Origin of the sequence: Bosea sp. NBC_00550 (genome assembly GCF_026020075.1) — a bacterium.
Taxonomy (GTDB): domain Bacteria; phylum Pseudomonadota; class Alphaproteobacteria; order Rhizobiales; family Beijerinckiaceae; genus Allobosea.
The window spans coordinates 1,953,967-1,970,919 of the sequence record NZ_CP102772.1 but is presented as its reverse complement, the minus strand read 5'-3'; the positions used below and the strand labels follow the sequence as shown (position 1 = coordinate 1,970,919).

Here is a 16,953-nt window from a genome sequence, read left to right as displayed (position 1 = left end):
CGGTGCGGTCGCTCCCCCGGCGGCCCTGGGGAGCGATATGATGGGCTATTTTCCGAACTGGACCCTGAAGACTTCCGGCGCGGTGATGCCGGACGAGCGGCTGCCGACCGGGCAGACGGTCGTTGCCGGGATGCAGCACGTCGTCGCGATGTTCGGCTCGACGGTGCTCGCGCCGGTGCTGATGGGCTTCGACCCGAACGTCGCGATCTTCTTCTCGGGCATCGCGACTCTGCTGTTCTTCGTCATCACGCGCGGGCAGCTGCCGAGCTATCTCGGCTCCTCCTTCGCCTTCATCGGCGTCGTCATCGCGGCGACCGGCTATGCCGGCTCCGGCCCCAATCCGAATATCGGCGTGGCGCTCGGCGGCATCATCGCCTGCGGCGCGGTCTATGCGGTGATCGGGCTGATCGTGCAGGGCGTCGGCACGGCCTGGATCGAGAAGCTGCTGCCGCCGGTGGTCACCGGTGCGGTCGTGGCCGCGATCGGCCTCAACCTGACCTCGGTCGCGATCAGCATGATCTCGGCCAGCCCGTACACAAAGTGGATCGCGCTGTTCACGGTGGTCTCGGTGGCGCTGGTCGCTGTCTATGGGCGCGGGCTGCCGCAGCGCCTGCCCATCCTCATCGGTGGGCTCGCGGCCTATATCCTTTATGCGATCTCGGCGGCCAGCTTCGGTGCGCCGCCGATCGACTTCGGCAAGGTCGGCGCCGCTGCCTGGTTCGGCCTGCCGCAATTCGTGGCGCCGGTCTTCGAGATGAAGGCGATCACCCTGATCGTGCCGGTCGCAATCATCCTGGTCGCGGAGAATCTCGGCCACATCAAGGGCATCTCGGTGATGACCGGGCGCAGCTTCGACCACCTGATCGGCCGCGGCTTCTTTGCCGACGGTCTCGGCACCATGATCGCCGGCTCGGGCGGCGGCACGGGCGTCACGACCTATGCCGAGAACATGGGCGTGATGGCGGTGACGCGGGTTTATTCGACACTGGTCTTCGTCGCGGCCGGCATCATCGCCCTGCTGCTCGGTTTCTCGCCGAAGTTCGGCGCGGTGATCGGCACGATCCCCGTCGCGGTGCTCGGTGGCCTTGCGGTCGTGGTGTTCGGCCTGATCGCCGCGACGGCCGGCCGGATCTGGGTCGAGAACAGGGTCGACTTCTCCGAGCCGAAGAACCTCATCACGGTCGCGACCGCGCTGATCCTCGGCGCGGGCGATCTCAAGCTGCCGATCTTCGGCTATGAGCTCGGCGGCATCGGCACCGCGACCTTCGGCGCGATCGTGCTCTATCACCTGCTGAACCGCCGCGCGGCCTGACCATCCACAGGCTCGCCCGTGTTTTCGGGCGAGCCTTGAAAAAACTGTCATGGACGGGTGGACAGGGGGCAGGGCCTTTGCTACACGCCCCCTGCCTGACGCGGTCCACGCCGCCGAACGGCGGCGCTTCGTGGCGTATGGGTGATTAGCTCAGTTGGTAGAGCAGCTGACTCTTAATCAGCGGGTCGTAGGTTCGAGCCCTACATCACCCACCACGGTTTTCCTGAAAATCTCCGGATCGTACTTTCGCTGAGGCGAGCGGCTGGCGCCTGGGGCGCAGCAGCCCGGTCGTGGCCTGTAGCCGTTACCGGCCGACGCGGCATCTTCGCCGGCTTCGCGGCTGTGCTATCGTTGGCCCCCAATTAAAGGCGGGAGCGAGCAGCAGCGTGGCGGAACTCGAACTGCTTCTTCGGCTGCTTGCCGGGCTCGCGGCGGGCGTGGCGGTCGGCTGGCAGCGGACTGTCCAGCGCAAGAGCGCCGGCATCCGGACCTTCGGCCTGGTCGGGCTAGGGACTGCGGTGGCTGCAAGCCTGTTCAGCGAGGCGCTGCATCCCGACGCGGCGAGCCGCGTGGTGCAGGGCGTGCTGACCGGCGTCGGCTTTCTCGGCGCCGGGCTGATTATCCGCCGCAACGACGACATGATGCCTCACGGCCTGACCACGGCGGCGGCGGTCTGGGTCACGGCTGCGCTGGGATGTGCCGCCGGGCTGGGGCACTGGCTCGTCACGCTTGCCGCCACGGTGCTGGCCCTCGTCCTGCTCGCACTCGATCACTCGCTGGAGAGCTGGATCCAGGCGCGGCATCCGCTGCCGAAAGACGAAAAACGAGGTGCGGACCAACGGGAGTAGCCCTGCCAGCTTCGATCGGGCGGAGCCTTTCGGCGACTGCGGCGTTGCTGTCCTGAAAGGGCAGTTTCCGCATGATGCAGTTCAATCGCAGCCTAGAAGCCGGCCCCGGCAATACGCCGGCCGTGCCGAACCCACCGCCAGAGGTCCCGCCGCTGACGCCCGGCGACGTGCCGCCGGCCCCGCCGGTCGAATCGCCGCCCGACGAGGAGCCGCAGGGCATCCCGACCGAGCCGCCACCGGAATTGCCGCCGAACGCACCGCCGGAGGCGCCCCCGGCGACGCCGATCGACCTGCCGCCGGGACGTGACCCGCGCCAGCCGCAGGAGTGAGCTTCAGACGGGCGGCGTGCTTCCCGCGCCGATGTCCCAGTAGAGCCCGGCCATTGCCGTCAGCGCTTCGCGCGCGATGGCGACGGGGAGGTGTTCGTCCGGCGCATGCTGCGAGCAGCCGGGATAGGAATGCGGCACCCAGATCGTGCGCAGCTTCAGGATCTCGGCGAAGATGTCGTTCGGCAGGGAGCCGCCAAGATTGGGCAGGAGCGCGGGCTTCTTGCCGGTGCTCTCGGCAATCGAAGCGATCGTGAAGGCCACCCACGGATCGTCCGGATCGAGCCGTGTCGCGCCGAAGCGCTCGGTGCCGGGCATGATGATCTCGACCATCGGGAAACCGTGGCGATCGAGGTGGCGGCGCAGCGCCGGCGCGACGTCGCGCGGCTCGATGCCCACGACGAAGCGCAGGGCGACGCGGGCCCAGGCGCTCGGCGGCACCGCGTTGACCGGCGTTTCCGGCACGCCCGACTTCATCGCCAGCACATCGAAGGAACACCAGCCGAAGACCTGCTCGGCCGGCGAGAGGCCGGGCTCGCCCCAGTTCGGATCGATGGTCGGGCCGTCCGGTCCGCCGTCGATCTCGCAATCGGCGACGGCGCGACGCACGGCCGGTGGCAGCTCCTTCGGAACCCATTCGTGGATGCGGATCTGGCCGGTCGGCGAGGTGATCGAGGCGATGGCGTGGGCGAGCTGGATGGCGGGATCGGACAGAATGCCGCCCCAGTTGCCGGAGTGATGGCCACCCTCGCGCGCGGTGATCTGGAGGTCGAAGGTGATGACGCCGCGGGCGCCGAGGAAGACGGTCGGCCGCTCGGCGTTGAGGCGCGGGCCGTCGGAGGCGATCAGCACGTCGGCCTTGAGCAGCTCCGCCTGCTCCTCGCAGAGTTCGCGCAGGCCGGGCGAACCCGATTCCTCGCCCATCTCGATCAGGTATTTGGCGTTGAAGCCGAGCTTGCCGCGCGTTTCCAGCACGGCGCGGAGCGCACTCAGATTGATCAGGTGCTGGCCCTTATTGTCGACGACGCCGCGGCCGTACCAGCGGCCGTCACGCTCGGTCAGCGCCCAGGGCGAGAGGCCTTCGCTCCATTGCGCGTCGAGGCCGCGGATCACGTCGCCATGGCCGTAGCCGAGGATGGTCAGCAGGGCTGCATCCTCGATACGCTCGGCGTAGAGGAAGGGGCCCTTGGCCTTGGCATGGGTCAGGACGCGGCAGGTGAAGCCGAGCGATTCCAGCAGCGGGCGCATCTCGGTGTCGAGATATTGCGAGAGCACCGGGGCGCGATCGGGATTCTGGCTTTCGGTCGGCATCGCGACAAGGCGGGCAAGATCGCTCTTGAGCCGGCCTGAATCGAAACAATCCTGTGCTTTCGCGATCGCCTGCGCGCGGGTCATCTGTCTGGGTCTCCCGGATTCGAGGCCGGCACAGTGCCGGTGGACGCCGTGGCGCGCCAGTGCCAAGAGAGCGGAACGGGCATGGCGTGCCCGATGAACGGAATTCGCGCTGCCCGCCCATGAATTTTGTCCCGCATCCCCACCAGATCGTCGCGCGCGATGCGATCCTCGCGGCGCGGGCCAAGGGCGCGGCCGGCTTCCTGCTTGGCGACCTGACGGGACTCGGCAAGACCTTGTCGGCCTGGCTCGCGCTTTCGGCGATGCCGGAAGAGGAGGTGCTGGTGATCTGCCCGAAGGGCGCGATCCCGCAATGGCGGCGGACCATCGCGCTGTCGGGTTTGCCGGCGAAGCGGGTGACGCTGATGAATTTCGAGAAGACGAAGTCGCTGCTCGCGCCGCCCACCGACAGCAAGAAGCGCTCGACGCGGGCCAAGAACAACGAGATCGCCAAGCACGGCACACCGAAGCGGACCTGGCCGCTGGTGGTGATCGACGAGGCCCACCGCATCCGCAACCCCAACTCGCAGCAGGGGCTGGTCTGCCGACAAATGGCGGAGGCTGCCGATTTCACGATCTATATGAGCGCGACGGCCGGCCAGTCCCCGCATGAATTGTCCTATCTCGCGCCGCTATTGGCCAAGGCGGCGGGCATGCCATCAGCCGATCTCGACGGCTTCCGCCTTCTGATGAAACGGTTGAAGATCGGCCGGGCGAAGGGCCGCTGGAAGAACTGGAGCTGGGAGCCGAACGAGGCCGACCGGAAGGCGATGGCCGATCTGCTCTATCGCGGCGCGAACGCCATTGGGCTGCGGCGCCGGCCGGAGGAGATCGCCGGCTGGCCGGAGGTGCAGCGCGAGCTTGCTCCCGTCGCGCTCGATACCGCCTCGCGCAAGCTCTACGACGCGACATGGCGCGAGTTCCGCAAGGAACTCGGCCTCGCCGGCGGCTCGACGCGCAAGCCTCAGGGCTGGGCGGCCGATCTGCGCTTCCGCCAGAAGGCGAGCCTGCTGCGCATCCCCGGTACCGCGGATTTCTGCGAAGACCTGCTTGGCAATGACGAGCAGGTCGCGATCTCCGTCGCCTTCCTCGAAACCAGCGCGATGCTGGCCGAGACGCTGCGCGGGCGCGGCTGGCGCACGGCCGAGATCAACGGAGGACATTCGGGCACGCAGAACGAGGAGACGCGCATCGCTTTCCAGACGGGGCAGCTCGATGCGGTGATCTTCACCGTCACCGAATCGATTTCGCTGCATCGCGGCGAGATGCCGGGCGGGGAGCGGGAGCGGGCGCTGGTGGTTCACGACATGCGCCACAGCGCGATCCAGCTCCAGCAGATCGAGGGGCGCTGCCATCGAGACGGCCAGCACGCGACGATCTTCTACGCCTATGCCGAGGACACGGTAGAGGAAGCCATCGCCGCGACCGTGATCCAGCGCATGGCTGCGATGGAGGGGCTCGCCGGGGACGATACGCGGATGCTGGAGGCGATTGCGGGGATCGTCGAGGGCAGGGCGGCCGCCTGAGCCACCCGAGGGCCGCTCAGTTGCGTGCGCGCTCGCCCAGTTCCTTGGCGCCCTCGACTGACGCACTGGTCAGCCGGACGATGCTGTTCCAGGCGTCACGCGTATACGCACCCTGATGCACGACGGCGTCGTATCCGACGACCAGGATGATGATGACCAGCAGCAGGCGGAACACCGGACACTCCATGGGGTTTCCGCCGAACAACGCTCGCCCGCGTGACGCGGTTCCCGCTGCCGACCAAGCTTGCCAGAAGCGGAAGCCATCTGATAGAACAAATAGTGAACATAAGGAAACGCCATGGGTCAGCTCACCACGATGGAGAAGCTCGAGATCCTGAGCGACGCCGCCAAATACGACGCGTCCTGCGCGTCGAGCAGCACGACGCGGCGCGATTCCCGCGACGGTCGCGGGCTGGGCTCGACGACCGGTTCCGGCATCTGCCATTCCTATGCGCCGGATGGCCGCTGTATCTCGCTGCTCAAGATCCTCCTGACCAATTTCTGCAGTTTCGACTGCGTGTTCTGCATCAACCGTTCGTCGAGCAATGTGCGCCGCGCCCGGTTCTCGGTGGAGGAGGTGGTGAAGCTCACGCTGAGCTTCTATCGGCGGAATTACATCGAGGGGCTTTTCCTCTCCTCGGGCATCATCCGCTCGCCCGACTATACGATGGCCGAACTCGTCCGCGTCGCCGAGACGTTGCGCCTGCAGAATGATTTCCGCGGCTACATCCATCTCAAGCTGATCCCCGGCGCCAGCCAGGAGCTGATCGAGCGGGCCGGGCGGTTCGCCGACCGGGTCTCCGTGAATGTCGAACTACCCAGCGAAACCGGCTTGGCGCGGTTCGCGCCGGAGAAGAGCGCCGTCGCCATTCGAAGCGCGATGGGCGGGCTCAAGCTGAAGATCGAGGAGGCCGCGGAGGAACGGGAGGCGAGCGCGAAGGCGCCGGCCTTTGCGCCTGCCGGGCAGAGCACCCAGATGATCGTCGGGGCCGACGGCGCGAGCGACGGGACGATCCTGAGGCGCAGCGCGCTGCTCTATGGGAGCTTCGGGCTGAAGCGGGTCTATTACTCCGCCTTCAGCCCGATCCCGGATGCGTCGCGGCAACTGCCCCTGATCGCGCCGCCGCTGATGCGCGAGCATCGGCTTTACCAGGCGGATTGGCTGACGCGCTTCTACGGCTTCGAGGCCGAGGAGATCATCGCGCAAGGGGAGATGCTCGACCTCGACATCGATCCCAAGCTCGCATGGGCCCTCAAACACCGGGCGCGCTTTCCCGTCGACGTCAACCGGGCCGACCGTGAGGCGCTGCTGCGCGTGCCGGGGCTCGGAACCCGCAGCGTCGACCGCATCCTGACCTCTCGGCGCTTTCGGCGTCTGAGGCTCGAGGATGTCGGGCGGCTGACGCGTTCGCTCGCCACCATCCGCCATTTCATCGCAGCCGAGGGCTGGTCCCCGGGCGGGAGCCTCGATCATGAACGGCTGCGGGAGCGGTTGTCGCCGCGGCCGCAGCAGCTCTCACTGTTCGCATGATCGCGGCGCGGCTTTCAGGGCCCGCCGACTTCGCAGGCTGGCGTGCCGAGGCGCGCCGGCTGGCGCAGGCGGGCGCAGCGCCCGAGGACGTGGAATGGAATTGGGGCGAAGGCGGGGGCGGCCTGTTTGGAGCCGGGGATGCGCTGGCACCGGCGCAGGCGCAGCCTTGCGATCTCACGGTGCCCAGGCGCTTCCTTGATCTGGCCGAGACGGTGATCTGCCACCGGGACGGTGGCCGCTTCGCCTTGCTCTACCGCATGCTGCTGCGCCTGCAGCAGGAGCCGGCGCTGCTCGACGACAGCGTCGATGCCGATGTCGCCCGGGCGCAGGCGATGGCGCGCTCGGTGCGGCGCGACCTTCACAAGATGACGGCTTTCGTCCGCTTCCGGGCGGTGGCCGGGGCGTGCGAGGACGGCCCTTTCGTCGCCTGGTTCGAGCCCGAGCATTTCATCCTGGCGCCCGCCGCCACCTTCTTCACCGCGCGCTTCGCGGCGATGTGTTGGTCGATCCTGACCCCGCAAGGCTCGCTTCACTGGGATGGCGAGACGCTGCTGCACGGTCCACCGGCCCGGCGAGCCGAGGTTCCCGATGACGACCGGATGGAGGATTACTGGCGCACCTACTACGCCAGCATCTTCAATCCCGCGCGTTTGAAGGTCAGGGCGATGCGGGCCGAGATGCCGATGAAGTATTGGCGGAACCTACCCGAGGCCGAACTGATTGCTCCCTTGATCGCCAGTGCGAACCGGCGGGCGGAGGAGATGGTGATGCGCACTCCGACAGAACCTCCGGAGCGACATATCAGGCAGGAGCGGCGGTCGTCTCAAGCGGATCAGCCGGCGAACGAAGCCGCGATCGCGTCATGGCAGGATGCGGCGGCAGTCGCGCAAGGCTGCACCCGCTGCGAGCTTCATTGCCATGCGACGCAGGTCGTGTTCGGGGAGGGGCCGCTCGACGCGCCGGTGATCTTCGTCGGCGAGCAGCCGGGCGATCAGGAAGACCTTGCCGGCAGGCCCTTCGTCGGGCTGGCTGGGCGGCTCTTCGATCAAGCTCTGGCCGAAGCCGGGCTCGACCGGCGGCGCGCCTATGTCACCAATGCGGTGAAGCACTTCAAATTCCAGTTGCGCGGCAAGCGCCGCATCCACGAGAAGCCGAATGTCGGCGAGATCAAGGCCTGCAAGTTCTGGCTCGATCTGGAGCGCGGCTTCGTCAAGCACGGGCTTGTCGTCGCTCTCGGGGCGACGGCCCTGCGCTCGCTCACCGGCCATGCCGGCCCTCTCGCCCAGGCGCGCGAGCGGGAGCTGGTCCTGGACGACGGCACGCCGTTGGTCGCCACCGTGCACCCGTCCTTCCTGCTGCGCCTGCCGGATGAGGAGGCGAAGCGGCGCGAATATGCCCGCTTCGTCGCCGATCTCAATCGCGTCGGTTCGCGCGTTCCGGCGCTTCGGCTGGAGCGGGCGGCCTGAACAGCCTCAATCGGCGGGCAGCAGCTCCTTCAGCCGGAGCAGGACGATCTTCTCGACCTGGGTCAGTGCCGTCGCAAATTCCTGCTCGGGCGTGTTCTTCAACCGCTCCTCGAAAGCGGCGAGAATCTGGGCCTTGGTCGCGCCTTTCACCGCCATGATGAAGGGAATGCCGAAACGGGCCTTGTACGCCTCGTTCAACGCCGTGAAGCGGACACGCTCGTCGCTGGTGAGGCGGTCGAGCCCGGCCGAGGCCTGTTCCTGCGTCGATTCCGGCGTGATCTCGCCGGCCGCCGCGAGCTTGCCGGCAAGATCGGGATGGGCGTTGAGCAGGGCCTTCTGGCGCTCCGGCGAATGCTTGCGCATGGCGGCGACCATCGCCGCATGCAGTCCCTCGGCAGTGTCCTGCGCCGTGCCGATCCCGGCATCATAGGCCGCCTCGGCGACCCAAGGAGAATGCTCCCAGACGCGGCCGAAGACCTCGACGAAGAGGGCCTTCGGCAGTTTCGAGGGCACATAGCCGCCGGCCGGAGGATGTGTCCTGACCCAGTGGCGGGCGATGTCGAGGCGCGTCGCAACCCAGGCCTTCTCGTGGCTCTTCACATAGTCGAGGAAGCGGGTGAGCGCCGCGGCGCGGCCCGGCCGGCCGACGAGGCGGCAGTGCAGGCCGACCGACATCATCTTCGGCGCGGTCTCGCCCTCGGCATAGAGCGTGTCGAAGGTGTCCTTCAGATAGGCAAAGAACTGGTCGCCACTGTTGAAGCCCTGCGGCGTGGCGAAGCGCATGTCGTTGGTGTCGAGCGTGTAGGGCACGGCGAGCTGCGGCCCCTTCGGTCCCGAAAGCCAGTAAGGCAGCTCGTCGGCATAGACATCGGCGGTGTAGAGGAAGCCGCCTTCCTCCATCGTCAGCGGTATCGTGTTCTGCGAGGTGCGGCCCTGATAGCAGCCGAGCGGGCGCTCGCCGGTGAGCTCGGTCTGGATGCGGATAGCTTCGAGGATGTCTGCGCGCTCGCGCTCCCTCGGCACATCGCGGTAGTCGATCCATTTCAGGCCGTGGGTCGCGATCTCCCAGCCGGCCTCCTGCATCGAGCCGACGATCTCGGGATAGCGGGCGAGCGCGCTGGCCACGGCGAAGACCGTAACGGGCAGGTTCCGCTCGGTGAACATCCGCCAGAGCCGCCAGTAACCGGCGCGGGAGCCGTATTCGTAGATCGACTCCATGTTCATGTGGCGCTGGCCGGGCCAAGCCGCTGCGCCGACGATTTCGGAGAGGAACGCTTCCGAAGCGGCGTCGCCATGCAGGATGTTGTTCTCGCCGCCTTCCTCGTAGTTGACGACGAACTGGACGGCGATGCGCGCCTCGCCCGGCCAGTGTGGATGGGGCGTGGTGCGGCCATAGCCCTTGAGGTCGCGCGGATAGGCGGTGGTGGTCATGTGCGGCTGCCCACAATTCGATTCAGACGATGATGCTAGATCACTCTATTTGATGCGGAAACTCTCCGTCATTCCGGGGCATCGCGCAGCGATGAGCCCGGAACCCAGAAACGATACCCTCTCAAGCAAAGCTGTTTCGGCCGACGCGCTTGCCGTGCAAACGCATTGTTTCTGGGTTCCGGGCTCGGGCCTTCGGCCCGCCCCGGAATGACGGCGGAGGGTTGGTAAACTCAACTCCCCCGGTAGGTCGTATAGCCATAGGGCGAGGCGAGGAGCGGGACGTGATAATGCCGAGTCACCTCCGAGATGCCGAAGCGCACGGTGACGACGTCGAGGAAGGCGGGCTCCGGCATCGTGACGCCGCGCTCGCGAAAATAGGGGCCGATCGCGAAGTCGATCTCGTAGATGCCCGGCCGGGTCGCTTCGGGCGTGAGCAGCGGCGCGTCTGTGCGGCCATCGGCATTGGTGAGCGTCTCGACGAGCGTCTCGCTGCCTTCCGGGCCGAGGCGGCGCAGCGAAATCGCGACCCCGGCAGCGGGCTGTCCGCCATGGGTGTCGAGGATATGCGTCGTCAGCCCTGCCATGTCCGTTCCCGTCGGTTCGCGTGTCGAGGCCAGCAACTTGCATGCCGGCTTGCCTCAACCGTAATTTGCCGGAAGGCCAATTCCAACGGCGCGTCGCGCCGGCCCGGCCGAATCGAGGATGGTGACCGCCGATGATGGAAGCCTATCTGATGGAATGGGGCGGCATGATGCTGCGCTGGCTCCATGTCATCACGGCGATCGCCTGGATCGGCGCCTCCTTCTTCTTCATCCATCTCGACGCCTCGCTGAAGCCGGCCGAGGACATTCCGCCCGGTACAGGCGGGCGGGCCTGGCAGGTGCATGGCGGCGGCTTCTACGAGATGCGGAAATACATGGTCGCGCCGGCCGTGATGCCGGCCGAGCTGACATGGCATAAATGGCAGAGCTACTGGACCTGGATCTCCGGCTTCTTCCTGCTGGTCTGGGTCTATTACGCGCAGTCGGAGCTCTATCTGATCGACCCGGCGGTGATGCAGCTTTCGCCCTTTGCGGCCGGCGCCATCGGCATCGCGGCGCTGGTCGTAGGCTGGCTGATCTACGACCTGATGTGCAAGTCGCCGCTCGGCAAGCACGACGTCCTGCTGGGGCTCGTCGGCTTCGGCTATGTGGTGGCGGCGAGCTGGGCCTTCGCCAGCGTCTTCTCCGGGCGGGGCGCGCTGATCCACACCGGCGCGCTGATGGCGACGATCATGACCGCCAACGTCTTCTTCAACATCATGCCGGGGCAGCGGAAGGTGATCGCGGCGCTGACCGCCGGCGAGAAGCCCGATCCGAAATACGGCAAGGCCGCCAAGCAGCGCTCGACGCACAACAACTACATCACCCTGCCGGTGCTGTTCCTGATGCTGTCGAACCACTATCCGGTGACCTATGCCAACTCGACTGCGATCCCGCTGCTGGTGGCGCTGGTGATCGTAGCGGGCGCGCTGATCCGGCATTTCTTCAACGTCCGCCACGCCAACCACGCCAAATCGCCCTGGTGGTGCTGGGCGGTGGCGATCCTGGCGCTGTGGCTCGCCTTCTGGGTGGCGATGTCGTCCTCGCCGGGCGGGCGCGATCAGCTCGGCCTCAAGCCGCGCGAGGCGGGCAAGCCGGTCCTGCTGGCGGGCATGACGCTGCCGCCGGTGGAGGTCTCCAACATCGTCGCCGGGCGTTGCGCGATGTGCCATGCGCCCGAGCCGTCCTGGCCCGGCATCCAGATCGCGCCGAAAGGCGTGCTGCTGCACGAGCCGGAGCAGATCGCCGCCCATGCCCGCGCCATCCGCATGCAGGCGGTGATGACGCACGCCATGCCGCCGAACAACCTCTCCGGCATGACACCGGCGGAGCGCAAGGTGCTGGCCGGCTGGCTCGCCGCCGGGCGCTAGCACAGGGAGTTCGCAAGGAACCGCGCGTCATCCCGGGCTTGACCCGGGATCCATCGCGGAACGCCGAGCCCTCCGATGGATCCCGGATTTGCGCCGCTTCGCAGCTTGTCCGGGATGACGCTGCGGCTCCATCACACATCGGCGCGCAGGCGCATCCCCTTTGGTCTTTCTTCAGCTTGTCCTCAGCCGTGCTCACGGATGCGTGATCGCGTTCAGATTCGGTTCAGGTGCGCCGCAGCATCGTCAGTCCACTGACAGGGCTGAAGACAGGATCCCAGAACGGGACCGTTCGTGCCGAGGACCGTGGGGGTCCAGTTGAGACGTTTGGATGCAAGGTGCGCCGGCTACCTGCTGGCGGCCGCGGGTTTCGTCGTGGCATGGGTGGTCCTGTGCTGGCCCTGGCTTTCGGGTTCGGTGACGATTCCGTTCGATGCGAAGGCGCATTTCCAGGCGCAGGTCCAGTTCCTGGCGAACGCGCTCCATTCCGGCCAATCGCCGTTCTGGAACCACAACGTCTTCGGTGGCTCGCCGCAGATCGCCGATCCGCAATCGCTGATCTTCTCGCCCGCGATCCTCCTGGCGCTGCTCTCGCCTTCACCGAGCTTCCGCGAGGTCGACGCCTATATATTGGCGCATCTCCTGGCCGGCGGACTGGCGCTCATCGTGTTCTTCCGCGATCGCAACTGGCATCCGGCGGGCGGGCTGATGGCGGCGCTGGTCTTCGCCTTCGGCGCCTCAGCCGCCTGGCGGGTGCAGCATGTCGGGCAGATCGCCAGCCTCGCCTTCTTCGCCATCGCCTTCTGGCTGACGGCGCGCATGCTGCAGCGGTCGTCGATACTTTCCGGCGTCTTCGCCGGGCTTGCCGCCGGGCTGATGGTGCTCGAGCCCGATCAGGTCGCGTTGCTCGGCGGCTATGTGCTTTTCGGCATGGTCGTGGCGCATTGGCTTTCGGGCGGCTGGCCCGCTTTCCGCACCAGCCTGCTGCCGATCGCCGCCGCCAGCGTCGCGGGGCTCGCCGTCATCGCCTTGCCGCTGATCTGGACCTGGCTCTTCGCCGAGGCGACGACCCGGCCCGAGATCGACCTGACCGAAGCCGGGCGCGGCTCGCTGCATCCGGTCTCGCTGCTGACCGCCTTCATCGGCGACCTGTTCGGCGCCAAGGACCCGAATGTCGAGTTCTGGGGCCCGTACAACAATCCGCAATGGGCCAAGGAGCTCTTCCTGTCGCAGAATATGGGGCAGGTCTATTTCGGCGCACTGCCGCTGCTGCTGCTGCTGGCGCCGGGGCTGACGCGTGGCTGGCTCTGGGACAAGGCGGTGCGGCCGCTGACGCTGATGTTCGCCTTCATGGTGCTGTTCGCGCTCGGGCGCTACACGCCGCTGTTCCAGTTCGCCTATGATTATCTGCCGGGCATCAAGGTGTTCCGCCGGCCGGCCGATGCGACCTTCCTGATCGGTGGGCTGGCGGCGGTGCTGTCGGGCTATGTGCTGCATCGCATCCTGACGGCCGAGGCGGGCACCTCGTTCCGGCGCGATCTCCTCATCGGTGCCGGGCTCGTTCTCGCAAGCTTGGCGGTTGCGCTTCTGGTGTCGCGCGGCGAGGGGCATCTCGGCGATGCCTGGAAGCCCGTGGCGCTGGCGATCGGCTGGTTCGCGGTCGCGGGCGGCGCCTTCTTCATGCTGCAGCGCTGGCGCGGCGCGCTCGGCACGGCCGCGGCCGCTATCCTCGTCACGGGCGTGGTGGCAGCCGACCTCGGCGTCAACAACGGCCCCAACGAATCCACGGCCCTGTCGCCGCAGCTCTACGACGTGCTGCAGCCGGGCACGAAGAACGAGACCATCGCGCTGCTGAAGCATCTGACGGCGCAAACGGCCGATTCACCGCGTCGCGACCGGGTCGAGCTGCTCGGCCTGGGCTTCGAATGGCCGAATGCCGGCATGGTCCACGGCTTCGACCACACGCTGGGCTACAACCCCCTGCGGCTGGAGGATTTCTCCGAAGCGGTGGGCACGCGCGACGGCATCGCCTCGCCGTCAGAGCGCAAGTTCACGCCGCTCTTCCCGTCCTATCATTGCCGGCTCGCGAACCTGCTGGGCCTCCGCTACATCGCCTCGCCGGTCCCGATCGACCAGGTGGACCATGCGCTGCGCGGCGGCGATCTCAACCTGATCGCCCGGACGAAGGAAGGCTATGTCTACGAGAACCCGCATGCGCTGCCGCGCGTGCAGTTCGTCGGCGGCTGGCAGTTCGCCGATTTCGAGAGGATGAAGCTCTCGGGCCGCTGGCCGGAGACCGATCCGCAGCAGGCCGTGCTGCTCGATGTCGAGCCGCCGGTCGTGGCGGCGGAAGGGCCGGTCGCGGTGCAGGCCGATGTGAAGCTGACGCGGTATCGCAATGCCGAGGTCGAGATCGAGGTGACGACGCCTTCAGCCGGCTTCGTGGTGCTCAACGACATCTGGCACCCCTGGTGGAAGGCCGAGGTCGACGGCGTCGAGACGGAGATCCTGAAGGCGAACGTGTTGTTCCGCGCCGTGCAGGTTCCGGCCGGCACGCACAAGGTGCGCTTCAGCTTCCAGCCGCTGTCGGGCGCGCTTGCCGAGCTCAAGGCACGCATCGAGCCGCAGGAGCCGGAGGATAATCTGCCGCTGCCGCCGATGCATGGCGAGCCGCAGATCGTCACCGCGCCGGGCGAAGGGCCGATGCTGGCCGGCCCGTCTCAGAGCGTGCGCAATTCGCTCGGCCTCGCCCCGGTGCAGAATACGCCGGCGCGGAGCGGGACGGCTGCCGCTCACATCCCGAGCGACGTCACCGCGCAATAAAAAAAAGCCGCGGCCTTTGCCGCGGCTTCATCGATGCCTGCCCGAAACCGGCCGGTTCAGGCGACGCCGAGCTTCTTCTGCAGGCTCGACGAGGATGTCGTGTACTGGAAGGTCAGCCGCTTCTCCGGATAGACGTAGCGGTGGACCTTCTGGGAGCAGAGTGCGGCCTCGTGGAAGCCTGAGAGGATGAGCTTCAGCTTGCCCGGATAGCTGTTGATGTCGCCGACGGCGAAGATGCCGGGCACGTTCGTCTCGAACTTCTCGGTGTCGACCGGGATCAGGTTCTCGTGCAGGTTCAGGCCCCAGTCGGCGATCGGGCCGAGCTTCATCGTCAGCCCGAAGAAGGGCAACATCGTATCGCAGGCGATCTCGAAGGTTTCGTTGTCGGTGCCGCGGCAGATGGCGGCCTGCAGCTTGCCGTTCTCGCCCTTCAGGCCGGTGACCTGGCCGAGCTTCATGTCCATCTTGCCCTCGGCGACGAGGCTGCGCATCTGTTCGACCGAGTGCGGCGCGGCGCGAAAATCGTCGCGGCGGTGCATCAGCGTGACGCGCTTCGCGATGGGCTGGAGGTTCAGCGTCCAGTCGAGAGCGGAATCGCCGCCGCCGACGATCAGGATGTTGCGGCCACGGAAGGTTTCCATCTTGCGCACGGCGTAAAAGACGGAGCCGTTCTCATAGGTCTCGATGGCGGGGATCGGCGGCTTCTTCGGCAGGAATGACCCGCCGCCGGCGGCGATGATCACCGTCTTGGTGTCGAAGACCGTGCCGGCATCGGTGACGACGCGGAAGCGCGGCGCCGCGGCGGTGCCTGTCGGCTCCAGCGTTTCGATCATCTGGTTCAGATGGAAGGTCGGCCCGAACGGCTTGATCTGCTCGAGCAGGTTGTCGACCAGCGCCTGGCCCGTCACCATCGGGAAGCCCGGAATGTCGTAGATCGGCTTCTCCGGATAGAGCTCCGCGCACTGCCCGCCGACCTTGGGCAGGATGTCGACGAGATGCGCGCGGATGTCGAGCAGGCCGAGTTCGAATACGGTGAAGAGGCCGCACGGACCGGCGCCGATGATGACGACGTCGGTGGTGATGACCTCATTCTCGTTGGCGGCAGCCGCTTCGCTCATGATCTACCTTCGATCCGGTCCAAACTGTCCGATTTAACGAACCTGGTGACGGTGAGGAGATGAGCTCTCGATAGCCGGATGACAAGTGCAAAAACGCGGGTCAAGCCCCCGTATCGGCGCTGAGGCCGGCCGCTGCGATGCCCGTGCAGGCCGCCGCTTCGTCATTGTCGGAAGTGTCGCCGGAGATGCCGATGGCGCCGAGAACCGCGCCTTCGGGCGAGCGGATCAGCACGCCGCCGGGCACCGGCACCAGCGAGCCGCCGACGGCGTGCGTCGCCGCCTCGACGAAGTAGGGCCGGTCCAGCGCCATCTTGTGCAGCGCGCGCGAGCCGATGCCCAGCGCGATCACGCCATGGGCCTTGCCGAGCGCGATCTCGCCGCGCTTCAGGCTGGTTCCGTCCTGGGCTGCGAAGACCTTCTGGGCGCCGCGCGAGTCCAGGATCGCGATGGCGAGCGGCTTGAAGCCATTGGCTTCGCCGTGGGCGAGGGCTGCCTGGAGGATGGTCTGGGCCTGGGCGAGGGTCAGCATGGGGAACTCCCGTTTCGATACGGCGTTCTTGCCAGTCGCCGGGCGGGCAGGGAAGAGCCCTCTCGCCAGGCTGTCGCGCGCGACCGTCTCTCGAGAAACGTCGGCTGCTTGCGTGCGACGCCACGACAGGGCTTGATAGTCACCCGAGACAAGGAGGGCATACCATGGGTTTGTTCAGTTTCATCAAGGAAGCCGGCGCCAAGATCTTCGGATCGGGCGCGGCGAAGGCGGCCACCGCCGATGACCTGCAGAAGGAACTGGCGGGGCACGGCCTGCCATCCGACGTCAATATCCAGATCGACGGCGACAAGGTGAAGGTGTCCGGCAAGGCCGTTTCGACGGAAGAGGCGGAGAAGATCATCCTTGCGCTCGGCAACACCACCGGCGTCGCGCAGGTCGAATCCGACCTCGCCGTCAACAAGGAGGCGCCGGCCGCCGTGTTCTACACGGTGAAGAAGGGTGACACGCTCTGGAAGATCGCCGAGGAGCATTACGGCAAGGGCCAGGGCGCGAAATATACCGAGATCGTCAAGGCCAACACGCCGCCGGTGAAGAACCCCGACCTGATCCAGCCCGGCTGGGTCCTGCGCATCCCGCCGAAGGCTTGAGGATTTCGCATCGGCGCAGCCGCGGGCCGGTCCCGCGGCTGTTTTCATTTGTTCGGTTTCCCGGAGCGCCTCGCGCTGGCCATGGCCGTCGCGCC

At 67.0% G+C, this 16,953-nt stretch carries 15 protein-coding genes and 1 tRNA gene; 10 read left to right on the top strand and 6 right to left on the bottom strand.

The features are described 5' to 3' along the window. Positions 1-40: 40 nt before the first annotated feature. The 4 genes from NWE53_RS09415 to NWE53_RS09400 all read left to right on the top strand — a co-directional run bounded on the left by NWE53_RS09415 (position 41) and on the right by NWE53_RS09400 (position 2,489). A complete protein-coding gene (locus NWE53_RS09415; RefSeq protein WP_265054055.1) occupies positions 41-1,312 on the top strand; it encodes a solute carrier family 23 protein in 1,272 nt (423 codons plus the stop codon). A 139-nt stretch (positions 1,313-1,451) separates the two neighbouring features. After that, positions 1,452-1,527: transfer RNA gene (locus NWE53_RS09410), tRNA-Lys, on the top strand. A gap of 171 nt (positions 1,528-1,698) precedes the next feature. Beyond that, positions 1,699-2,160, top strand: a complete 462-nt coding sequence (locus tag NWE53_RS09405) for an MgtC/SapB family protein (protein ID WP_265054054.1) — start codon at positions 1,699-1,701, stop codon at positions 2,158-2,160. 71 nt (positions 2,161-2,231) lie between these two features. Next, a complete protein-coding gene (locus NWE53_RS09400; protein ID WP_265054053.1) occupies positions 2,232-2,489 on the top strand; it encodes a hypothetical protein in 258 nt (85 codons plus the stop codon). A gap of 3 nt (positions 2,490-2,492) precedes the next feature. Here the strand turns inward: NWE53_RS09400 and NWE53_RS09395 are convergent, their stop codons facing one another. Then, positions 2,493-3,881, bottom strand: coding sequence for a M20 family metallopeptidase (locus tag NWE53_RS09395; RefSeq protein WP_265054052.1), 1,389 nt, complete (start codon positions 3,879-3,881; stop codon positions 2,493-2,495). A gap of 119 nt (positions 3,882-4,000) precedes the next feature. On the opposite strand from NWE53_RS09395, the gene NWE53_RS09390 reads away from it, so the two are divergent. Continuing rightward, the gene (locus NWE53_RS09390) at positions 4,001-5,404 is read left to right on the top strand and encodes an SNF2-related protein (protein WP_265054051.1); all 1,404 of its coding nucleotides are present in this window, start codon (positions 4,001-4,003) and stop codon (positions 5,402-5,404) included. Between the two features lie 16 nt (positions 5,405-5,420). On the opposite strand, the gene NWE53_RS09385 is transcribed toward NWE53_RS09390, so the two are convergent. After that, positions 5,421-5,579, bottom strand: coding sequence for a hypothetical protein (locus NWE53_RS09385; RefSeq protein WP_265054050.1), 159 nt, complete (start codon positions 5,577-5,579; stop codon positions 5,421-5,423). Positions 5,580-5,702: 123 nt separating this feature from the next. On the opposite strand from NWE53_RS09385, the gene NWE53_RS09380 reads away from it, so the two are divergent. Then, entirely contained in the window at positions 5,703-6,935 is a 1,233-nt protein-coding gene (locus NWE53_RS09380; RefSeq protein ID WP_265054049.1) for a putative DNA modification/repair radical SAM protein, read from the top strand. After that, complete coding sequence (locus NWE53_RS09375) at positions 6,932-8,401, top strand: UdgX family uracil-DNA binding protein (RefSeq protein ID WP_265054048.1); 1,470 nt, start codon at positions 6,932-6,934, stop codon at positions 8,399-8,401. Before NWE53_RS09380 ends, NWE53_RS09375 begins: the two co-directional genes overlap by 4 nt. A gap of 6 nt (positions 8,402-8,407) precedes the next feature. Here the strand turns inward: NWE53_RS09375 and puuE are convergent, their stop codons facing one another. After that, a complete protein-coding gene (gene puuE, locus NWE53_RS09370; RefSeq protein ID WP_265054047.1) occupies positions 8,408-9,832 on the bottom strand; it encodes an allantoinase PuuE in 1,425 nt (474 codons plus the stop codon). Positions 9,833-10,062: 230 nt separating this feature from the next. After that, positions 10,063-10,416, bottom strand: a complete 354-nt coding sequence (gene uraH / locus NWE53_RS09365) for a hydroxyisourate hydrolase (protein WP_265054046.1) — start codon at positions 10,414-10,416, stop codon at positions 10,063-10,065. 134 nt (positions 10,417-10,550) lie between these two features. Here uraH and NWE53_RS09360 point away from each other — a divergent pair, with 134 nt between their 5' ends. Then, positions 10,551-11,783 carry a urate hydroxylase PuuD gene (locus tag NWE53_RS09360; RefSeq protein WP_265054860.1) on the top strand — a complete coding sequence of 411 codons (1,233 nt, stop codon included), beginning with the start codon at positions 10,551-10,553 and terminating at the stop codon, positions 11,781-11,783. 315 nt (positions 11,784-12,098) lie between these two features. After that, positions 12,099-14,603: a YfhO family protein gene (locus NWE53_RS09355; protein ID WP_265054045.1), complete on the top strand. Its 2,505-nt coding sequence runs from the start codon at positions 12,099-12,101 to the stop codon at positions 14,601-14,603. Positions 14,604-14,659: 56 nt separating this feature from the next. Here the strand turns inward: NWE53_RS09355 and NWE53_RS09350 are convergent, their stop codons facing one another. Next, positions 14,660-15,721 (bottom strand): NAD(P)/FAD-dependent oxidoreductase, encoded by a 1,062-nt coding sequence (locus NWE53_RS09350; protein WP_265054044.1) that lies wholly within the window; start codon positions 15,719-15,721, stop codon positions 14,660-14,662. A 100-nt stretch (positions 15,722-15,821) separates the two neighbouring features. After that, the gene (locus tag NWE53_RS09345; protein ID WP_265054043.1) at positions 15,822-16,250 is read right to left on the bottom strand and encodes a GlcG/HbpS family heme-binding protein; all 429 of its coding nucleotides are present in this window, start codon (positions 16,248-16,250) and stop codon (positions 15,822-15,824) included. A gap of 164 nt (positions 16,251-16,414) precedes the next feature. Between NWE53_RS09345 and lysM the strand changes: the two genes are divergently transcribed. Further along, positions 16,415-16,858, top strand: coding sequence for a peptidoglycan-binding protein LysM (gene lysM, locus NWE53_RS09340; RefSeq protein ID WP_265054042.1), 444 nt, complete (start codon positions 16,415-16,417; stop codon positions 16,856-16,858). The last annotated feature ends 95 nt before the right edge of the window (positions 16,859-16,953 follow it).

What these genes read in the sequence shown, in the direction of transcription:
- NWE53_RS09380 (WP_265054049.1), top strand. Translation starts at nt 5,703, where the DNA reads ATGGGTCAGCTCACCACGATGGAGAAGCTCGAGATCCTGAGCGACGCC.
- NWE53_RS09345 (WP_265054043.1), bottom strand. Translation starts at nt 16,250, where the DNA reads ATGCTGACCCTCGCCCAGGCCCAGACCATCCTCCAGGCAGCCCTCGCC.
- NWE53_RS09350 (WP_265054044.1), bottom strand. Translation starts at nt 15,721, where the DNA reads ATGAGCGAAGCGGCTGCCGCCAACGAGAATGAGGTCATCACCACCGAC.
- NWE53_RS09375 (WP_265054048.1), top strand. Translation starts at nt 6,932, where the DNA reads ATGATCGCGGCGCGGCTTTCAGGGCCCGCCGACTTCGCAGGCTGGCGT.
- NWE53_RS09360 (WP_265054860.1), top strand. Translation starts at nt 10,551, where the DNA reads ATGGAAGCCTATCTGATGGAATGGGGCGGCATGATGCTGCGCTGGCTC.
- uraH (WP_265054046.1), bottom strand. Translation starts at nt 10,416, where the DNA reads ATGGCAGGGCTGACGACGCATATCCTCGACACCCATGGCGGACAGCCC.
- lysM (WP_265054042.1), top strand. Translation starts at nt 16,415, where the DNA reads ATGGGTTTGTTCAGTTTCATCAAGGAAGCCGGCGCCAAGATCTTCGGA.
- NWE53_RS09415 (WP_265054055.1), top strand. Translation starts at nt 41, where the DNA reads ATGGGCTATTTTCCGAACTGGACCCTGAAGACTTCCGGCGCGGTGATG.
- NWE53_RS09400 (WP_265054053.1), top strand. Translation starts at nt 2,232, where the DNA reads ATGATGCAGTTCAATCGCAGCCTAGAAGCCGGCCCCGGCAATACGCCG.
- NWE53_RS09390 (WP_265054051.1), top strand. Translation starts at nt 4,001, where the DNA reads ATGAATTTTGTCCCGCATCCCCACCAGATCGTCGCGCGCGATGCGATC.
- NWE53_RS09395 (WP_265054052.1), bottom strand. Translation starts at nt 3,881, where the DNA reads ATGACCCGCGCGCAGGCGATCGCGAAAGCACAGGATTGTTTCGATTCA.
- puuE (WP_265054047.1), bottom strand. Translation starts at nt 9,832, where the DNA reads ATGACCACCACCGCCTATCCGCGCGACCTCAAGGGCTATGGCCGCACC.